This window comes from Variovorax sp. Sphag1AA, from assembly GCF_014192575.1.
Taxonomy (GTDB): domain Bacteria; phylum Pseudomonadota; class Gammaproteobacteria; order Burkholderiales; family Burkholderiaceae_C; genus Variovorax.
On sequence record NZ_JACHYC010000002.1, the window covers coordinates 201013 to 220325 of the forward strand.

The 19313-nt window shown below is 66.9% G+C and carries 14 protein-coding genes; 3 read left to right on the forward strand and 11 right to left on the reverse strand.

What is annotated here, in order from left to right; genetic code table 11:
- Positions 1–251: 251 nt before the first annotated feature.
- Genes ampD through FHW64_RS07500 form a run of 5 tightly spaced genes read right to left on the reverse strand, consistent with a single transcriptional unit; the run spans position 252 to position 5132 of the window.
- On the reverse strand, positions 252–842 hold the full coding sequence (gene ampD, locus FHW64_RS07485) for a 1,6-anhydro-N-acetylmuramyl-L-alanine amidase AmpD (RefSeq protein WP_260303711.1): 591 nt from the start codon (positions 840–842) through the stop codon (positions 252–254).
- Positions 835–2385, reverse strand: coding sequence for a sigma-54 dependent transcriptional regulator (locus tag FHW64_RS07490; RefSeq protein ID WP_184524664.1), 1551 nt, complete (start codon positions 2383–2385; stop codon positions 835–837). The genes ampD and FHW64_RS07490 overlap by 8 nt, the downstream gene beginning before the upstream one ends.
- A 4-nt stretch (positions 2386–2389) precedes the next feature.
- Entirely contained in the window at positions 2390–4084 is a 1695-nt protein-coding gene (locus tag FHW64_RS07495; RefSeq protein WP_184524666.1) for a PAS domain-containing sensor histidine kinase, read from the reverse strand.
- Positions 4081–4326 carry a PP0621 family protein gene (locus FHW64_RS34345; RefSeq protein WP_260303712.1) on the reverse strand — a complete coding sequence of 82 codons (246 nt, stop codon included), beginning with the start codon at positions 4324–4326 and terminating at the stop codon, positions 4081–4083. The genes FHW64_RS07495 and FHW64_RS34345 overlap by 4 nt, the downstream gene beginning before the upstream one ends.
- Positions 4323–5132 carry an inner membrane protein YpjD gene (locus FHW64_RS07500; RefSeq protein ID WP_184524668.1) on the reverse strand — a complete coding sequence of 270 codons (810 nt, stop codon included), beginning with the start codon at positions 5130–5132 and terminating at the stop codon, positions 4323–4325. The genes FHW64_RS34345 and FHW64_RS07500 overlap by 4 nt, the downstream gene beginning before the upstream one ends.
- A 132-nt stretch (positions 5133–5264) precedes the next feature.
- Between FHW64_RS07500 and ffh the strand changes: the two genes are divergently transcribed.
- The gene (gene ffh / locus FHW64_RS07505) at positions 5265–6647 is read left to right on the forward strand and encodes a signal recognition particle protein (protein ID WP_184524670.1); all 1383 of its coding nucleotides are present in this window, start codon (positions 5265–5267) and stop codon (positions 6645–6647) included.
- Positions 6648–6712: 65 nt separating this feature from the next.
- Here ffh and mdoH read toward each other — a convergent pair whose 3' ends face one another.
- From mdoH to FHW64_RS07535, 6 genes are all read right to left on the reverse strand, one after another.
- On the reverse strand, positions 6713–8719 hold the full coding sequence (gene mdoH / locus FHW64_RS07510) for a glucans biosynthesis glucosyltransferase MdoH (protein ID WP_184524672.1): 2007 nt from the start codon (positions 8717–8719) through the stop codon (positions 6713–6715).
- Positions 8720–9127: 408 nt separating this feature from the next.
- The gene (locus FHW64_RS07515) at positions 9128–10492 is read right to left on the reverse strand and encodes a sigma 54-interacting transcriptional regulator (protein WP_184526244.1); all 1365 of its coding nucleotides are present in this window, start codon (positions 10490–10492) and stop codon (positions 9128–9130) included.
- Positions 10493–10560: 68 nt separating this feature from the next.
- Entirely contained in the window at positions 10561–11217 is a 657-nt protein-coding gene (locus tag FHW64_RS07520; protein WP_184524674.1) for a hypothetical protein, read from the reverse strand.
- A gap of 31 nt (positions 11218–11248) precedes the next feature.
- Entirely contained in the window at positions 11249–12676 is a 1428-nt protein-coding gene (locus FHW64_RS07525) for a sensor histidine kinase (protein ID WP_409350605.1), read from the reverse strand.
- Positions 12676–14040: a tRNA (N6-isopentenyl adenosine(37)-C2)-methylthiotransferase MiaB gene (miaB, locus tag FHW64_RS07530; RefSeq protein ID WP_184524678.1), complete on the reverse strand. Its 1365-nt coding sequence runs from the start codon at positions 14038–14040 to the stop codon at positions 12676–12678. The genes FHW64_RS07525 and miaB overlap by 1 nt, the downstream gene beginning before the upstream one ends.
- A gap of 144 nt (positions 14041–14184) precedes the next feature.
- A complete protein-coding gene (locus FHW64_RS07535; protein WP_184524680.1) occupies positions 14185–14676 on the reverse strand; it encodes a hypothetical protein in 492 nt (163 codons plus the stop codon).
- A 226-nt stretch (positions 14677–14902) separates the two neighbouring features.
- Here FHW64_RS07535 and FHW64_RS07540 point away from each other — a divergent pair, with 226 nt between their 5' ends.
- On the forward strand, positions 14903–16144 hold the full coding sequence (locus tag FHW64_RS07540) for an efflux RND transporter periplasmic adaptor subunit (protein ID WP_184524682.1): 1242 nt from the start codon (positions 14903–14905) through the stop codon (positions 16142–16144).
- Entirely contained in the window at positions 16141–19296 is a 3156-nt protein-coding gene (locus tag FHW64_RS07545) for an efflux RND transporter permease subunit (RefSeq protein ID WP_184524683.1), read from the forward strand. Before FHW64_RS07540 ends, FHW64_RS07545 begins: the two co-directional genes overlap by 4 nt.
- Positions 19297–19313: the final 17 nt, after the last annotated feature.

Genomic DNA, 19313 nt, shown 5'->3' on the forward strand with positions numbered 1-19313 from the left:
GGGTCTACAACCCACTAGATATAGTGTTTTACACAAACAACAACCACTGTGAATTTTGTTAATTGGGGGGTGATCGGGCAGCGAGGCCGCTTCCCGGTTGGTTCAAGGTAGCGCGGCCCCCGATTCATGGGCGTTCGCGGCGGATTTGGGCCTGAAAAGCGCATGGTTGCTGCGCTTGGGACTTGCAGACCGCGCGATTGTTGTGGCGCAGCATGGGCGCATCGCCCAGCGCCTTGCGATTGAAAAAATCTTCAGGCGTCGAGCGTGGCGGCCGGAAACATGGCCCCGTCCCAGCCGAGTTGCTCACGCAACAGACGCCAGTCAAAACCCGCGCCGGGGTCCTGCTTGCGCCCCGGGGCGATGTGCTCGTGACCTGCGATGAAGGCGGTCGGATAGGCCTGCGCGATCGCCGGGCACAGGCTCGCGAGGGTCTCGTACTGCGCGTTTTCGAAAGTCTCGCCCTCGAGCCCTTCGAGCTCGATGCCGACCGAGTCGTCGTTGCAGTTCGAGCGTCCGCGCCACGACGAAGCACCCGCGTGCCACGCCCGGTCGTCGCAACTCACGAACTGCCAGAGCTCGCCGTTGCGTCGCACATAGAAATGCGCCGAGACCTCGATGCCGCGGATCTTCTCGAAGTAAGGATGCGCTTCCCAGTCGAGGCGGTTCGTGAAGAGTTGCTGCACTTCATCGCCGCCGTACTGACCCGGCGGCAGGCTGATCGAATGGAGGACGATCAGGTCGATTTGCGCACCTGCCGGCCTCGGACCGAAGTTGGGCGAGGGCAAGGGCCGCGCGAAGCGATACCAGCCCGAATGCCAGAGCGCGTCCGCCAGGTCACTCATCGCCGCTGAAGCCGTTGGCGTCGTCGCCATTGGGCGTCGTGATGCCGAGGCGCGCGATGCGGTAGCGGATCTGGCGCAGGCTCAGGCCGAGTCGCGCGGCAGCGGCCGTGCGATTGAAGCCGGTTTCCTGCAGGGCGCGCACGAGGATCTGCCGCTCCTGCTCGTCGAGGTAGCTTTGCAGATCGGGCGGCACCGTTGCCGGCGCGCGAGCCGGCGCGGCCGGCGCAATCTGTTCGACTGCCCGCGCAGCAACCGGCGGTGGTGCCGGATCCGGTACGCGCTCGAGCGGCGCGGGCGCGGTGGTCGTGCCCATCAGATCCACATGGAGCACGTCACCTTCACTGAGGGCCACCGCGCGGTGCAGGAGGTTTTCGAGCTCGCGGACGTTGCCGTGCAGCGGATGCGCGGCCAACTGTTGAAGCACCTCGGCCGACAGCGTCGGTGCCGGCATGCCCGCATCGCGCGCGATGCGAGCGAGCAGCGCATGGCAGAGTGCCGGCAGGTCCTCGCGCCGATCGCGCAGTGCCGGCACGGCGATCTCGATCACGTTGAGACGGTAGAAAAGATCCTGCCGGAACCGTCCGGCCTGGACCTCCGCGTGAAGGTCCTTGTGAGTGGCACTCACGATGCGGACGTCCACCGCGTCTTCCTGCGTCGAGCCGATGGGCCGCACGTTTCGTTCCTGGATTGCGCGCAGCAGCTTGGACTGCATGGCCAGCGGCAGGTCGCCGATCTCGTCGAGGAACAGCGTGCCGCCGCGCGCGGCCTGGAAATAGCCGTCGCGGTCCTGCGCGGAGCCGGTGTAGGAGCCCTTGCGTGCGCCGAAGAATTCGGCCTCGAGCAGGTTCTCGGGGATCGCCCCGCAGTTGACCGCCACGAAAGGCCCGTCGCTTCGCTGGCTGCAGGCATGCACCGCGCGCGCCACCAGTTCCTTGCCGGTGCCGGACTCGCCGCGCACCAGCACCGGCGCCATGCCGCGAGCGACCTTGGCGATGCGCGTCTTCACGAGGCGCATGGGTTCGGACTCGCCGACCAACCGATCGAGCGCCGCTACGCCGGTGCCACCGATAGTGGGTGCGGGCTTGCCGGCTTCCTCGGCGGGCTCGACCGCGCCGGCGGGACGCACGGGTTTGACAGGCGCCGCGCTCTGTGGGGGCGCTTGCACCGCCGAAGCCACCACCGAGCGGAACTGCTTCAGGTCGACGGGCTTGGTGAGGTAATCGAAGGCGCCGGCCTTGAGTGCCTCGACCGCGTTCTCGGCCGAGCCGTACGCGGTCATGACCACGCAGCGCTCGCTGCGCTGGTCCTGCTGGATGCGTTGGAGGATCTGCATGCCGAGGCCATCGGGCAGCCGCATGTCGGTGATCACTGCGTCGAAGCGCCCGGCATCGAGATGCTGGCAGGCCTCCGACACGCTGCCCGCGGCTTCGACGCGATAGCCCTCGCGCAGCAGCGTCAGCTCATAGAGCGTGCGCAGATCGGGCTCGTCGTCGACCACCAGGATCTGCGCGGGTCGCGATACGGAGGGGTTGGGAGTACTCACGGCGCTATTGTGTCAGCCGGCTTTCGGCCGGCGCAAATGCGACGAAGAACTCGTTGCCTTCGGCGCCTCCTGGCGAAAGGGCCCGGCGCTCATAGCCGATCGTGGCGCCGTGGCGCTCGCACAACTCCCGGCAGAGAAAGAGCCCGAGCCCACTGGAACGGCTCTCCGACGAGAAGAAGGGCTCGAACAGATGGCGCTGCACGGCGGGTTCGAGCGGCGCGCCGTCGCTCCAGACCTGCAGGCTCGCGCGGCCCGCGGGGCTGAGCCGCGTGCCGACCTGGATCGAGCCTTCGCGATCGCCCGCATAGCGCGCCGCGTTGTCCAGCAGGTTCACGAGGATGCGGCGCAGGTGCTCGACATCGAAGCGCACGTCGCATCCAGGCGCATTGAGAGAGAGCAGGACCCCCTGCTGGCGGGACTGCAATACCCACTCTTCCGCGAGCGTGCGCACCGTGGAGTCCAGGCTCACCTGCTCGGCCAGCGGCAGCACGCGCTGCTGGCGGGCGCGCGCGACGTCGAGAACGTCGTCGACGATGCGCGATAGCCGCTGCGCGTTCTGCTGGACCATCGTGGTGAGCTGGCGATGCGCCGGGTCGACGAGGTCTTCGCTGAGCAGGGCGCTGGCCTGCGTGATCGCGGCGAGCGGGTTGCGGATCTCGTGGGCGACCGCGGCGGACATCCGCCCCATGGCCGCCAGCTTCTCGGTGCGGATGCGCGCTTCGAGTTCGCGCAGATCCTGCAGGAACATCACGCAGAGGCTTTCTGTATGCGCGTCCCGGGTCTGTGTGAGCCGCGTGCGTACGCGGACTTCGCGCGGCGTGCCTTGCGACTGCGCGATTGGGATCTCGCGGGCCTGCGGCGACCGTCGCGAAAAAGTCTGGCGGGCGAGGGCGGCCAGGGGAACCCACGCGGGATGGGCGCTCAACGAGAATGGCAGCGGGATCTGGGCCAGGCCCTGGCCGAGGATGGCGTCCGCGGCGGGGTTGGCGGCATGGACCTGCCCTTGCGCGTCGACCACCAGCACGCCTTCGCTCAGCGTTTCGATCACGAGATCGTTGAGCAGCGCGTGCATCTGCGCGGTGCTTCGGCTGCGTTGCGCCATCGCTTCCTCGCGCGTCAGTCGGCGCGCGAGTTCGTGTGCGATCAGCGCCACCACGAAGAGACCGGTGCCGGAGAGCGCCGCCTGCACGATGCGCGGCGAAGTGTCCGAAGGCTGCTCCAGCCAGTACCAGGCCGCGTGGCCGAGCAGCAGCAGGGTGGCCGCCGCCGTGGTGCCGAGGCCGACCGCGCTCGTGCCGAGCACGGCACCCATGAGCACCGGGAGCGCGAAGAGCGGCGTGTAGTTGATGCCGCCCACCTGCATCACCTGGAGGGCCGTATACGTGACGAGGTCGAGGCCGATGGTGTAGAGCCACGCGCCGCCAAGGCCGCGCATCGGCCTGAAAGGGGCGTAGCGCGCCGCGAAGAGGACGGCCACCACATAGGCCGACGAAAGCGCGATGGCCGGCATGTTCGCCGACTGACCACCGAGGGCCAGCCCGATGCCCTGAAGCAGGAGCAGCACCGCGGCGACGAAGCAGCGCGCCGCCATGAAGCCGCGCCAGAGCCGCAACTGGGCCGGGCTCTGTGTGCTGATGAATTTCTCGAGCGAACTCCAGTCCGTCGCCGGGTCGCCACGTGACCAGAGGTAGGAGGTCATCCCCGTTCTTCGGCGGCCTTGCGATGGGCCGCGCTGCAATAGATCTGCCCGGCATTGCCTCGCACTGCGTCCGATGCCGGAAGGTGCAAACCGCACTGCGCGCAGCGGACCATTTCGGTTGGGGCGCCGACGGCCGGAGGGGCGGGCCGCGGAGGCGGGCGCGAGCGCAGTTCCTCCTGCCGGCCCTTGCGCCAGAACCAGATGGCGATGAAGACAACAGCCAGAACCAGGAGGTATTTCATGCAGGCGTGCGAGACAGGACGACCTCGAGGACGAAGCGTGACCCCACGTAGGCGAGCAGCAACAAGGCCGAGCCCGCGTACAGGACGCGACGTGCGGTGCGGCCACGCCAACCGAAGCGGGCACGGCCGATCAGCAGCACCGCGAAGGTGACCCATGCGAGGATCGAGAACACCGTCTTGTGGTCCCACTTCCATGCCCGGACGGCGGCACCGTAGAGCGTTTCGCTGAAGAGGATGCCCGCGAGCAGCGTGGCCGACAGCAGCACGAAGCCCGCCGTGACGAAGCGGAAGGTCAGTCGTTCCATCGTCAGCAGCGGCACGCCGCTCGGCGATTCGGCCGCAAGGCGGATCTGCCTTTCGGCGCGGGTCATGAGCCAGGCATGGATCACCGCTGCGCCGAAGAGGCCGTACGAGGCGATGCCCAGCGCCAGATGCAGCGGCAGCCAGGGCGAGGCCGCGACGTGGAGTGGCGTTCCCGGAAAGAGCACTGGTAGCAGGACTGCGATCGCGCCCAGCGCCGCGAGCGCACGGCGAACCTTGAGTTGCGGATACAGGCGGCTCTCGATGGCGTACACCGTGAGCACCAGCCACGCTGTCATGGAGATCGCCGGCGCCCAACTGAATCGCGGGACGCTGCCGGTCAGGCCCTCGATGAGGGTGCAGCCGTGCAACAGCCACGCCAGCGCCAGCATCCATTGCGTGGAAGCCCGACTGAGCCAGGAGGACGCTGCGGCCGTGATGCCATAGGCGACGGCGGTGGCGATGCCCAGCGCCACGCCGAGTGGGGAGGGGATCGCTAAAATCATTGATCGAGTTTAGCTCGCCCCCCAGCCTCGCCCACTTCGTGTGGCTCTGGCACCCCCCTGCCGGGGGGCAACACCGGCGGCCCGGCGGAGCCGGTTCCGCGGTGTTTCTCGGCTTTCAAACAGGTACCTCTCATGGCTACTGCCCTCTCTGAAAAGTTCTCCCGCCTCGTCAAGCAAGTCAGCGGCCAGGCCCGCATCACCGAAAGCAACGTGCAGGACATGCTTCGCGAAGTGCGCATGGCGCTGCTCGAAGCCGACGTGGCGCTGCCGGTCGTGCGCGACTTCGTCGCCCGCGTCAAGGAAAAGGCGATGGGCCAGGAGGTGCTGGGTTCGCTGAAGCCCGGACAAGCGCTGGTCGGTATCGTCAATCGCGAACTCGCCGCAACGATGGGCGAGGGCGTTGCCGATATCAATCTGGCAGCGCAGCCGCCGGCGGTCATCCTGATGGCCGGCCTGCAAGGCGCCGGCAAGACCACCACGACGGCCAAGCTCGCCAAGCATCTCATCGAGAAGCGCAAGAAGAAGGTGCTGACGGTGTCGGGCGACGTCTATCGTCCGGCCGCGATCGAGCAGCTCAAGACAGTGACGAAGCAGGCCGGCGCCGAGTGGTTCCCGAGTACGCCGGACCAGAAGCCGCTGGACATCGCACGCGCCGCGCTCGACCATGCGCGCCGCCATTTCTTCGACGTGCTGCTGGTCGACACGGCCGGTAGGCTCGCGATCGACGAAGTGCTCATGCAGGAAATCAAGGAATTGCACGCGGCGCTGAATCCGGTCGAGACACTCTTCGTGGTCGACGCGATGCAGGGCCAGGACGCGATCAACACCGCCAAGGCCTTCAAGGAAGCATTGCCGCTGACCGGCATCATCCTGACCAAGACCGACGGCGACTCGCGTGGCGGTGCGGCCCTGTCGGTGAGGCAGGTGACCGGCGTGCCGATCAAGTTCGCGGGTGTCAGCGAGAAGATCGACGGTCTCGAAGTCTTTGACGCGGAGCGCCACGCAGGCCGCATCCTCGGCATGGGCGACATCGTCGCGCTGGTCGAGCAGGTCACCGCCGGCGTCGACGTCGCGGCGGCGCAGAAGCTCGCGGCCAAGGTCAAGAGCGGCGCTGGCTTCGACCTGAACGACTTCCTCTCGCAGCTTCAGCAGATGAAGCAGATGGGCGGCCTGTCCAGCATCATGGACAAGCTGCCGACGCAGCTCGCCGCCAAGGCAACCGAGGCTGACATGACCCGTGCCGAGCGCGACATCCGCCGCAAGGAAGGGATCATCAACAGCATGACGCCGCTGGAGCGCCGCAAGCCCGAGCTGCTCAAGGCGACCCGCAAGCGCCGCATCGCGGCCGGCGCGGGCGTCCAGGTTCAGGAAGTCAACCGCCTGCTCAACGAGTTCGAGCAGATGCAGGGGATGATGAAGAAGATGAAGGGCGGCGGCCTCATGAAGATGATGAAGCGCATGGGCGGCATGAAGGGACTGCCCGGCATGGGTGGCGGTGGCCTCCCGAAGTTCTAGTTCCGATTCGCACCCCAAACAAAAAAGCCCGCGGATGCGGGCTTTTTCGTTGGCGTCGATCCGACTCAGGCAGCGCGTGCCAGTCGAACCGCGTGCATCCACGCGCGGCGCAGCACGGCCGGCGAACGCGATTCCTCGGGAATCAGCAGGAAGCCACGATCGCGCAGCGAGTTGCCCAATGCGATCTGGCTGGTCAGCACGGTCAGCGGGATCGCCAGCAGAAGCGGCAGGCCCACCGGCATCAGCCAGGTCAGCGCGCTGGCGTCGATCAGCGCGACGCCGACGGCGAGCGCTGCGATCACCAGGGTCATCGGCGCGAGTTGGCGGACGGCGATGTTCCACGGCACGGCAGCGGCTTCCCGCGGAGGCGACTTCCAGTCGAGCTTGATACCCGTGAGCGCCACGACCACGAAGAGCGAGTGGGCCAGCATGCGAACCGGAGCTTGCACGATCGCCAGGGCGCTTTCGAGCGCGGCGCTCTTGAGCATGCCGCCGATGCCACCGAACTGACGCTGCTCATTGCGCAGCACCACGGCCACGAGGCCCAGCACGCGCGGCAGGAACAGCAGGCAGAGCGTCCACACCCAGAGGCCGGCCAGTTCCATCGGCATCGCGAGCCAGTGCTCGACCACGCTCGAACCGGTGAGCCACAACGCAGTGCCCAGCGTGAGGAACGCCAGCCAGAGCGGCGCCGACGCGTAGGCCATCGTGCCCGTCACGAACATCGCGCGGTGGACCGGATGCAGGCCCGGCTCCGCCATCAGGCGTGCGTTCTGCAGGTTGCCCTGGCACCAGCGGCGGTCGCGCTGGAGTTCGGCCAGCAGGTCCGGCGGTTGCTGCTCGTAGCTGCCGACGAGGTCGGCCACCAGCCACACGTGGTAGCCGGCGCGACGCATCAGCGCGGCTTCGACGAAGTCGTGCGACATGATGCCGCCCGACATGCCGCCCTTGCCGCGGATCGGCGCGAGCGCGCAGTGTTCCATGAAGGGCTCGACGCGGATGATCGCGTTGTGGCCCCAGTAGTGCGATTCGCCGAGCTGCCAGAACTGCATGCCGAGCGTGAACAGGCGGCCGGTCATGCGCGAGGCGAACTGCTGTGCACGGGCGTGCAGCGTTACGTGGCCGATGGCCTGTGTCGCGGTCTGGATGATGCCGGCGGTCGGGTTGGCTTCCATCAGCTTGACCATCGAGGTCAGGCAGTCGCCGCTCATGACGCTATCGGCGTCGAGCACGACCATGTAGCGGTAGTCCTTGCCCCAGCGGCGGCAGAAATCGGCCACGTTGCCGGCCTTGCGGTGCGTGCGGCGCGTACGCAGGCGGTAGTAGACCTCGACCTGCGGCTGGTTCGGGCTGTCTGCGAGTGCGGCGCGCAGGTCTTCCCACGCGGCGCGCTCGGCGGCGGCGATCTCCGGCGTGTAGCTGTCGGAGAGCACGAACACGTCGAACTGCTTGGCGTGGCCGGTGGCGGCGACAGACTCGCAGGTCGCTCGCAAGCCGGCGAACACAGTCGCCACGTCCTCATTGCAGATCGGCATGATGATCGCGGTCCGCGCTTCCGGGTTCATCGGGTGGTTGGCCACCTGCTTCGCCGAGAGCGCGTGCTTGTCACCACGCACGGAGACATAGAAACCCATGAGCGCCGTCACGAAGCCTGTCACGACCCAGCCGGAGAGCACGCCGTAGAGCGCGATCTGGCTGTATTCGAGCCACAGGTTGTCGTAGTCGGGCTGAACGCGGGCGAACAGCGCGGAGGCGATGGCGGTGCTCATCACTGCCAGCGCCAGGAAGGCGGCGCGACGCTGGGCCGCGGCGCGCTGCCACGGTTGCTGGGGCGTGCGGTTCGCCTTGCTCTGCGCAGCGGCAGCCTTCGCGGCGTTGCCGATGCCGAGCTTGACCAGCATGGCGGTGCCGATGCTGTTCCAGAAGCCGCGCCACGGACGAGGCGTCATGGAACCGCGGTTGATCGGGGGCGCCGTCACCGAGTTGGGGTGGCGCTCTTCGCGAAGAAGGCCGCGGCGCGAGAAATCCGCGTCCGACAGTACCTTCAGTTGGGAGAATTCGTTGGGCTTCATCCGCGACTCACCACCGTTGCTTCTGGACGGAGGGGGTGTCGCCGATTGCCGGAAAACGCTTGAACACGCAGTCCGGCGCGATACCGCTGGATGCCTCGAGAGCTGCCAGCGAATGTCCCGCTGCGCGGGGGCGCGAGAGGGAAAACTGCTTTTGACGCAGGCCGTCGCGCTGCGGACGCAGTGCGAAAGAGGGGCTGGAATGAGCTGTCATGCCTCTACAGGGGCAAACCCTGTGCCAGCTCGGGATTTCTCTTTCAGATCAACGGGTTAGGCCGATTTTTCGGTGCCCGGATGGGGCTCGAAGCCCCCAAAGCCGCCAAAACCCCCGAATTTGTCGTCAAAGCCCGACAAGCCGTTGAGTCTGACCGCTGAACTTCAATGAAATCAACAACTTAGGGTTGTCGCTGGTCAGCGACCTGACTCGCCGGTCTGCGACACGCCCTCGGCCTTGAAGTGGCCGGGGGTCAGTTCGTGCTTCTGCAGTAGCCGGTAGAACTCGGTACGGTTCCGGTCGGCGAGGCGGGCTGCATCGGCCACATTGCCGTCGGTCAGCTTGAGGAGGCCGACCAGGTATTCACGCTCGAAGCGCTGCTTGGCCTCGGCGTAGGTGAGCACCTCCACACTGGGAACCCGAAGCGCACGCTGGACCAGCGCCAGCGGAATCAACGGCGAGCTCGATAGCGCACACACCTGCTCGACCACGTTGAAGAGCTGCCGCACGTTGCCCGGCCACGAAGCCATGGTCAGCGCCTTGAGCGCCTCAGGGGCGAAGCCGGAGAGCCGCTTGCCGTATTTGGTCGACAGCCGCTGCTGGAAGTGATTGGCCAGCAGCGGAATGTCCTCGCGCCGCGCGGAAAGCGGCGGGAGGCTGAGCGTCACAACGTTGAGACGGTAGTAAAGGTCTTCGCGGAACTGTCCCGCTTCCATGGCGGCATCGAGGTCGCGGTGCGTGGCGGAGATGATCCGCACATCCACGGCGATCGACTGGCTCGATCCCACCGGCCGCACGGCCCGTTCCTGCAGCACGCGCAGCAGCTTGACCTGCAGCGCCGGCGGCATGTCGCCGATCTCGTCGAGCAGCAGCGTGCCGCCGTCGGCCTGCTGGAACAGGCCCTTGTGGTTCGCGACCGCATCGGTGAACGCGCCCTTCACATGACCGAAGAGTTCGGATTCGAGCAGTGCTTCCGGGATCGCGCCGCAGTTCACCGCCACGAAAGGCTTCGAAGCCCGGGCGCTCGCGCGGTGGATGGCGCGCGCCAGCAGTTCCTTGCCCGCGCCGCTGTCGCCGCGCAGCAGCACGCTGGCATCGGACTTGGCGACCATGCGTGCTTCGGCAAGGAGCTCGGCCATGCGATTGCTGCGGCTCACGATCTCGACGCGCCAGCTTTCGTCTCCGCCCTTGCCGGGTGCTTCCGTCGGCGCGGCGAGCGCGAGCGCCTGCGCGATCTTGTCGAGCAGTTCGCGGCCTTCGTAAGGCTTGGTCAGGTACGAAAAGACACCGCGCGAGGTGGCTTCGACCGCGTCGGGAATCGTGCCGTGCGCGGTCAGCAGGATCACGGGCAGGGTCGGATGACGCTTGCGGATCTCATCGAAGAGCGCGAGCCCGTCGCGGCCGGGCAGCCGCACGTCGCTCAGCACGAGTTGCGGGTGCTCGATCTCAAGTTGCGTCAGCGCGGACTCGGCGGAGGTCACGGCCGTGACCTGGTAGCCCGCGGCAGTGAGGCGCATCGAGAGCAGCCGGAGCATGTCCGGGTCGTCATCGACGACCAGCAGGCGGGCGCCGCGGGATCCTTCGAGCCCGGCGGCGGGCGATTGTGTGGAAGGGTGCGGTGCCGGACTGTTCACTGTGCAGGTTTCGGATGGGTCGCCGCTGGCGTGGCCGGCGGCGGGTTGTTGGGTCGCGCGAAGCTTCGTTCGATGGCTCGCAGTGCTTCGATCCGGTCGTTGAGCTGATCGATGCGCCGTTGCGCATCGCGCAGCTGCTGGGCCTGCTTGTCTCGATCCTCCTCGACCTTCCGTTGTTCCGCGATTCGCGCGACGAGCGTGCGTGCGAGCGGCTGCAATGGCTGAGCCTCAGCCGACGGATTCGCGACCACCTTCTGCAGCAGGCTCTGCGCGCGTGCGAGATCGGCCGGGTTGCGGGTCTGCGCGAGCACGAGCGCGGTCTGCATCTGTGTCGTCGGCGTTTCGGCGATTTCGCCGAGGCGGTTGAGCTCGTTCCCCAGTTCGGGCGCACCGAGCGGCCGGATCTTGTCCGCGTAGGCCAGCATGGCGCCGACCGGGCCCTGCGTGAGCTGCGAGAAGATGCCGCCCGGCTGCGTGGCCGGGGCGATCGGCTCGGCCTCCACGGGGGTGATCGGCGGTGGAGCGGGAGGCAACACCGGAACGACGACCGGTTCCGGCGACGGCTTGCGCGGCGGTGCACTGCAGCCGGCCAGCAGCACCGGCGCGACGAGCGTCATGGCGATGGCGGACCTGCTGAAGATCGAAGAAGACATGGATCGGATCGGGAAACGTAGGCGGCGGGCGTCAGGCGGAACGCGGCAGTTCGATTCGGAAGCGCGCGCCCGGCCCATCTGGCAGCAGCGAGATGCGGCCACCATGGGCTGCAATGTACTCCTGCACGATCGACAGACCGATACCTGTGCCCTTCACGGAATGCTGGGGCTGCCGCTCACCGCGGTAGAAGGGTTCGAAGATGCGGTCGCGGTCGCCATCTGCGATGCCCGGACCCGCGTCGCCGATCTCGATCGCCGCTGTGTCGGCGTTGCCCGAAACGGTCATGGTGATGGTGCCGCCGCGCGCAGAAAAGCGGATCGCGTTCGACAGCAGGTTGGCGATCGCCGTGCCGAGCTTCGTCCGGTCGACCGTCACCGAGATGGGCTCGCCCTCGGCGCGGACGGTCAGGCCCTGGGCTTGCCACTGCAGGCGCTGGGATTCGATCTGCTCTTCGATCAGCGGCAGCAGCGGGGTGCGCTCGCGGCGCAGTTCGCGTGCTTCGAATGCCGCGGCGTTGAAGCGCAGCAGAGCTTCGATCTGCCCCTGCAGCGCGATGGTGTTCTGCTGCAGGATCTGCGCGACCTCGCGCTGCGCGGGATTCAACGCGCCGGTCACGCCGTCTTCCAGCAGGGAGACGCCTTCGCGCAGGGCGGCGAGCGGTGTCTTGAGTTCATGCGACACATGTCGCAGGAAGCGTGCCTTGTCGGCATCGAGTTCGGTGAGCCGCAGGCGCAGCCATTCGAGCTGCTGCGAAACGCGACGTACGTCCGAGGGGCCGTGGATGTCGATCGGTTCGTCGAGCCGGTTCTCGCCCAGGCCGACGATCGCGCGCTGCAGCCGCTTGAAAGGCCGCGCGAGCCACACGCCGAAGGCCAGCGCGAGCGATACGGCCAGCGCGCTTGCCGCGACCACGAGCCGCATCAGCCGGATGCGTGCCGTCTCGATGCGCTCGGCCAATGCCTTGTTCTGCGTCTCGATGAGGAACTGCGCCTGCTGGGCGATGTTGGTGTTGAGGGCGTCGAGATCGCGGAACTGCATCGCCATCGAGCTCTCGCGCGCAAGCGCCGTTTCGGGCGCGCCGCTCATCAGGCCCTGGATCACCTCCATCTGCTCGCGCCACTTCTGGGCGCCGTCGGCGCCCAGGCCGCTGGCGGTGAGGCGGTCGAGCACCTGCTTGGCGTCGCGCGTGGCGTCGTCGAAGCGGCGGCGCAGCACCGCGTCGTTGAGCACGAGCGACTGCCGCCCGGCGCGCTCCATGGCGGCCGTGCGCTCGGCCAGCGACTGCGCGCCGCCCGACAGCGTGAGGGCGCGCGCCGCGGCGTCGCGGCTCTCGGTCATCAGCAGGTCGTACTGGAACACCGCGCGTAGCGCGACGGCCACGAGCAGGGCGGTGATGAGAAGGAAAGCGAAAAGCAGCAGCTGCTGGAACGAGCCGCGCGCGGACATCGGGTTCGCCATCAGGCGGCAGTCACCGCCGGACGGCCGACCTGCGTCGACTCGGAGGTCACGACTTCGCCGCGCAGGGTGTAGGCCAACGACTTCGTGATGTTCAGGTCGATCGTCTGCCCGACCAGCCGTGCGTCGCCTTCGAAGTTGACGACGCGATTGCACTCGGTGCGGCCCATCAGCTCGCGTGCGTTCTTGCGCGACGCGCCTTCGACCAGCACGCGTTGAACTGTGCCAACGCGGGCCTCGCCGAAGCGCTTGACGTTGCCGTCGATCACCGCCTGGAGTTGCTGCAGCCGCGCCAGCTTGACCGCATGCGGTGTGTCGTCATGCAGCGCGGCGGCGGGCGTGCCAGGCCGCGGGCTGAAGATGAAGCTGAAGCTGGCGTCGAACTCGAGGTCGTTGATGAGCTTCATCATCTTCGCGAAGTCCTCGTCGGTTTCGCCCGGGAAGCCCACGATGAAGTCGCTGCTGAGCGCGAGGTTCGGGCGGATGGCGCGCAGCTTGCGCACCGTGCTCTTGTATTCCATGGCGGTGTAGCCGCGCTTCATCGCCATCAGGATGCGATCGCTGCCGTGCTGCACCGGAAGATGCAGGTGGCTGACGAGTTGCGGCACGCGGGCGTAGGCCTCGATCAGACGCGGCGTGAATTCGTTGGGATGGCTCGTCGTGTAGCGGATGCGCTCGATGCCAGGAATCTCGGCGACGTATTCGATCAGCGTGGCGAAGTCGGCGATCTCCGCGGTGTCGCCCATCCGCCCGCGATAAGCGTTCACGTTCTGGCCGAGTAGCGTGATCTCGCGCACGCCCTGGTCGGCAAGCCCTGCGACTTCGACCAGCACGTCGTCCAGCGGCCGGTTTACTTCCTCGCCGCGGGTGTACGGCACCACGCAGTAGCTGCAGTACTTCGAGCAGCCTTCCATGATCGACACGAAGGCGGTCGCGCCTTCGACGCGAGCGGGCGGCAAGTGATCGAACTTCTCGATCTCCGGAAAGCTGATGTCCACCTGCGGGCGCCCTTCGCGGTCGCGCTGGCTCAGCATTTCGGGCAGGCGATGCAACGTCTGCGGGCCGAACACCACGTCCACGTAGGGAGCGCGGGCGATGATGGCGTCGCCTTCCTGGCTCGCGACACAGCCGCCGACGCCGATCTTCACGCCCTTGGCCTTGAGGTGCTTGATTCGGCCGAGATCGGAGAACACCTTCTCCTGCGCCTTTTCGCGCACCGAGCACGTATTGAAAAGAATGAGATCGGCCTCTTCCACATTGGTGGTGGGCTCATAGCCTTGGGCGGCTTGAAGTACGTCGGCCATCTTGTCCGAGTCGTACTCGTTCATCTGGCAGCCAAACGTCTTGATGAAAACTTTGCGGGTCATGGGGCTCTCCGGAGAGATGCAGGGGTCAATGCGAGTGCCGACAAGGCGTGGGACACCGCGGAACTGGCTCCGCCAGGCCGCTGGTGTCGCCCCCGGTAGGGGGTTGGCGGCTACACGAAGTGAGCGAGCCTGGGGGCGAGTGTTTTACTGCCCGTAGCGAGGCAGTTGGTCAAACGGAGTCTTGCCGTCGTCGCGCGGACCGCTCTCGGCCACGAACGGCCAGAAATTGAAGAGAGGACGGTCGGCGGTCGCGCGCTTGGTGGATGCTTCCTCGGGCGTGAGGATCCAGACTTCGCGCACCAGGCCGGCCGCGTCGCGCGTGTAGTTGACCAGCAGGTTCTGGCCTGTGATGGAGGCGGGCATCACCAGCATCCGGTTGGCGCTCATGATGCGAGCGCCGGGCGACAGCTGTTCGGCGTGGCCGTCGAGCTGGATCTGGGGGTAGTTCACCACCATGAACGTCCCGCGCAGCGTGCCCACAGGGAAGTTGCGGCCACCGTTGGCGGCTTCGTTCTGGGTGTTGGGAATCTGCGCGGTCTGCGCCGTAGCGGGGGAGGAGAAGAGCGCCGCCGGCACGACCAGTGCACCCAGGGCGGCCAGCACGACGGAATTCAGGAGCTTCTTGCAGCGGTTCATGGGGTTCATCCAGAGGCTGGGGATGGGCGATTTTAGCGGTCGACCCCCACTGACAGTCGCGCCTGGCGTGCGCTTGTTCCCGGACGCTTTACTTATCTTTACGGAAGCCCGGGTGTCTTGCCCCCGCGCGCTGATCCAATAGCGGCGCCGGAAATTTCCAACATGCCCTTCCCCTAGTGCGACTCCCATTCCGGCATAGAGCGCTTCGATCCATGATGGATGCCCCATGAAGAAAAATCTCGTACTCACCCTGACCGGGGTGCTGATCGTGGCCGCCGCAGGTGGTTGGTGGTGGTCTGGCGCCAAATCGCGCCATGGCACGGAATCGGCCACGGCTCCCGCCGGCAAGGCCGCCAACGGCGCCGGTGGCACCGGCGCTCCGGCGCTCGTAACCCTGGCAGTCGCCAAGAAGCAAAGCGTGCCGGTCACGGTGCAGGTCAATGGCAGCGTGGTTTCGCTCAACAGCGTCGACCTGCGGCCGCAGGTCACGAACACGGTGCGGCAGGTGCACGTCAAGGAAGGCCAGTTCGTCAAGGCGGGCCAGTTGCTTTTCACGCTCGACGACCGGCCCGACCAGGCCAATCTCGCGAAGGCCAAGGCGCAGCAGCAGCGGGATGAAGCGGTCCTTGCCGACCTCGAACGCCAATACCGTCGCAACCAGGAACTGGTGGCCCAGAACTTCATCGCCAAGAGCGCGGTCGATGCCACCCTATCTCAACTCGAGGCGCAGCGGGCCGCCGTGGCCGCGGATCGCGCGGCGGTGCAGTCCGCCGAAGTGGCGCTGGGCTACGCCTCGCTGCGCGCGCCCATTGCTGGGCGCATCGGCGCGGTGAACATCTATCCCGGCACGCTGGTGCAGCCCACGTTGTCGCTGGTCACGATCACGCAACTCGACCCGATCGCGGTGAGCTTCCCGGTACCTGAGGGCAAGTTGCAGGACCTGCTGGCAGCCGCCCGCTCGCATACCCCGGTCGAAGCAGTGGTGCCCGGCCGCAAGGAAACGCTCAAGGGCCAGCTCAATTTCGTCGACAACACGGTCGACCCGCTCATCGGTACGGTCCGCGCCAAGGCGGTGTTCGACAACGCCGACCAGAGCCTCTGGCCCGGCCAGTTCGTCGAGACGCGCGTCACCGTGCGCACCATCGACGACGCGACGGTGGTGCCGGCTTCCGCGGTGATGATGCTGACCGAGGGCTCGTCGGTCTACGTGATCGATGCCGAAAAGAAAGCGTCGCGTCGCAAGGTCGAGTCGATCTACACCTTCGGCACGCAGGCCGTGGTGCGCGGCGTGCAGCCGGGCGAGCACGTCGTCATCGAAGGCAAGCAGAACGTCCGCCCGGGCGGCAAGATCCGCGTCGAAACCAACGGCGGGCCGCAGCGCACCGACGAGCAGGCGCCCGGCCCGGGCAGCGCTGCAACCGTCGCGCCGACCAACGCCAGCATCGTCGCGGAACGGGAGCGGTCATGAACATCTCCGAGCTGTGCATCCGTCGTCCCGCGATGACGGTGCTGCTCTCTGCCGCGGTGGTGGTCATCGGCATCTTTGCGTACTTCCAGATCCCCGTCGCGGCGCTGCCGAGCTACAACACGCCGGTCATCAACGTCAATGCGCAATTGCCTGGCGCGAGCCCGGAGACGATGGCGTCTTCGGTGGCATTGCCGCTCGAGAAGCAGTTCTCCACCATTCCCGGGCTGCAGACGATCAGCTCGGTCAACACGCAGGGCACGACCTCGGTCACGCTCGAGTTCGTGAGCTCGCGCGACATCGACGCGGCCGCGGTCGACGTGCAGGCCGCGTTGCTGCGCGCGCAGCGGCAACTGCCGCAGGAACTCACCCAGCTGCCGTCGTACCGCAAGGTGAACCCGGCCGATGCGCCGGTGCTGTTCATCGCGATGACCTCGGATTCGATGACGCCGTCCGAGCTCAACGATTACGCCGAGAACCTCGTCTCGCCCACGCTCTCGACCATCGACGGCGTGGCGCAGGTGGTGGTGTACGGGCAGAAGCGCTTCGCGGTGCGCATCAAGGCCGACGCCGACCTGCTCAACGCGCGCAACATCACGCTCGACGAACTCGCCAACGCGGTGCGGCTCGCCAACGCCAACACGCCAGTGGGCGTGCTCGACGGTCCCCGTCAGACGCTGACCATCCAGGCGAACGAGCAGATGCTCAAGGCGGCCGACTTCTCGAAGGTCATCGTCGGCCAGCGCAACGGCGCGCCGGTGCGGCTCGACGAGGTCGCGACCATCGAGGACAGCTTTGAGTCGGTCAAGACCGGCAGCGCCTACAACGGCAAGAACTCGATCTCGCTGGCGGTGCAGCGCCAGCCCAACGCGAACACCGTGCAGGTGGTCGATGCGGTGCGCGCGCTGATGCCGCGCTTCAAGGAAGAGCTGCCGCAGTCGGTCGAGATCAATCTGCTCAACGACCGATCGCTGTCGATCCGCGAGGCGGTACATGACGTGCAGCTCACGCTGCTGGGCACCATCCTGCTGGTGGTGCTGGTGATCTTCCTGTTCCTGCACCGGCTGGTCGCAACGCTGATTCCGGCGCTGACGATCCCGATCTCGCTCATCGGCGCGGTCGCGCTGCTCTATGCCTTCGGCTACAGCCTCGACAACGTGTCGTTGCTCGGCATCACGCTGGCGGTGGGCCTGGTGGTGGACGACGCGATCGTGGTGCTCGAGAACATCATGCGGTACGTCGAAAAGGGCATGGAGCCGTTTGCCGCAGCCTTGCGCGGCGCGCGCGAGGTGGGTTTCACCATCATCTCGATCTCGATCTCGCTGGTCGCGGTGTTCATCCCGGTCTTCTTCATGCCGGGCGTGATCGGCCTCCTGTTCCATGAATTCGCGGTCGTGGTCGGTCTCGCGGTGATGGTGTCCGCGATCGTCTCGCTGACGCTGGTGCCGATGCTCGCGAGCCGGCTGCTCAAGCATGTGCCGCGCAAAGCGGGTGCGATGGACCACGAAGAAGAACATCCTGAGCCCGGGACCGCGATCGGTCGGGCTTTCGAGCGCGGCTACCGCTGGGTGCATGCCAACTACATGCGCACGCTGGACTGGACGCTTCGGCATCGTCCGGTGATGCTGCTGCTCGCGGCGTCGACCTTCGCACTGACCGCGTGGATGTTCATCACCATCCCCAAGGGCTTCTTCCCCGAAGAAGACATCGGCCAGATCCAGGTCACGACCGAAGCGGCCGAGGACATCTCCTTCCCCGCGATGAAGGCACTGCAGGACCGCGTGGCCGAAGCCATCATGGCCGACCCGAACGTGGACTACGTCAACTCGTTCATCGGCGTCGGCGGCCCGACCGCGACGCAGAACGCGGGACGCCTCTTCGTCGTGCTCAAGCCGCGCAGCGAACGCCTGCGCATGCCGCAGGTGCTCGAATCGCTGCGCAAGCGCTTCCGCGAGATCCCGGGCATCGCGGTGTACATGCAGCCGATCCAGAACCTGCGTCTTGGCGGTCGGCAGAGCAAGGCGCGCTTCCAGTACACCCTGCAGAGCGTCAGCGCCGGCACCATGAACGTGTGGTCCGAGAAGCTGATGGAGCGCATGCGCGCCGACCCGATCTTCCGCGACGTCACCAGCGATTCGCAGAACCGCGGCCTGCAGGCCACTCTGGAGATCGACCGCGACAAGGCCGGCGTGCTCGGCGTCGCGGTGGGCGACTTGCGCACCGCGCTCTACAACGCCTACGGCGACCGGCAGATCGGCAGCATCTACGGTGCGAGCAACACCTACCAGGTGATCCTCTCGGCCTCCGACAGCGACCGGCAGTTCGAGGAAGACATGTCGCGCCTGTCGGTGCGCAACAAGGCGGGCCAGCTCGTGCCGCTCTCAGCCTTCTCGACGGTCAAGCGCACCGTGGGGCCGACCTCGGTCAACCACCAGGGGCAGTTGCAGGCGGTCACGGTGTCGTTCAACCTCGCGCCGGACGTGCCGCTCGGCGACGCTACCTCGAAGATCGATCGCATCAAGGAAGAGCTGAAGATGCCGCCGTCGATCATCACCAGCTACGGCGGTGATGCGGCGGTGTTCCAGAGCTCGCAGTCGAGCCAGGCCGTGCTGCTCGTGCTGGCGGTGCTCGTCATCTACGTGCTGCTCGGCGTGCTGTACGAAAGCTACATCCATCCGCTCACCATCCTTGCCGGGCTTCCGTCAGCGGCGGTGGGCGCGCTGCTGTCGCTCAAGCTCTTCGGCTTCGATCTCACGCTGATCGCGACCATCGGCATCCTGCTGCTGATCGGCATCGTCAAGAAGAACGCGATCATGATGATCGACTTCGCTCTCGAGGCTCAGCGAACCGAGGGCATGAAGCCGGTGGATGCGATCCGCGAAGCCTGCCGGCTGCGGTTCCGCCCGATCCTGATGACGACGCTGGCCGCCATGATGGGTGCGCTGCCGCTCGCGCTGGGCCTCGGCGCCGGCGCCGAACTGCGTCAGCCGCTGGGCGTGGCGGTGGTGGGCGGGCTGATCTTCTCGCAGGTGATCACGCTCTACATCACGCCGGCGATCTACCTGGCGCTCGACCGCTACAGCGGCAGCGGGCCGCTGCAGGAACTGCCCGGCGAACACGTGCAGCCGACGCACGCTGCGGGCGCCGCAAGCTGATCGCCAGCGGCGCGGTC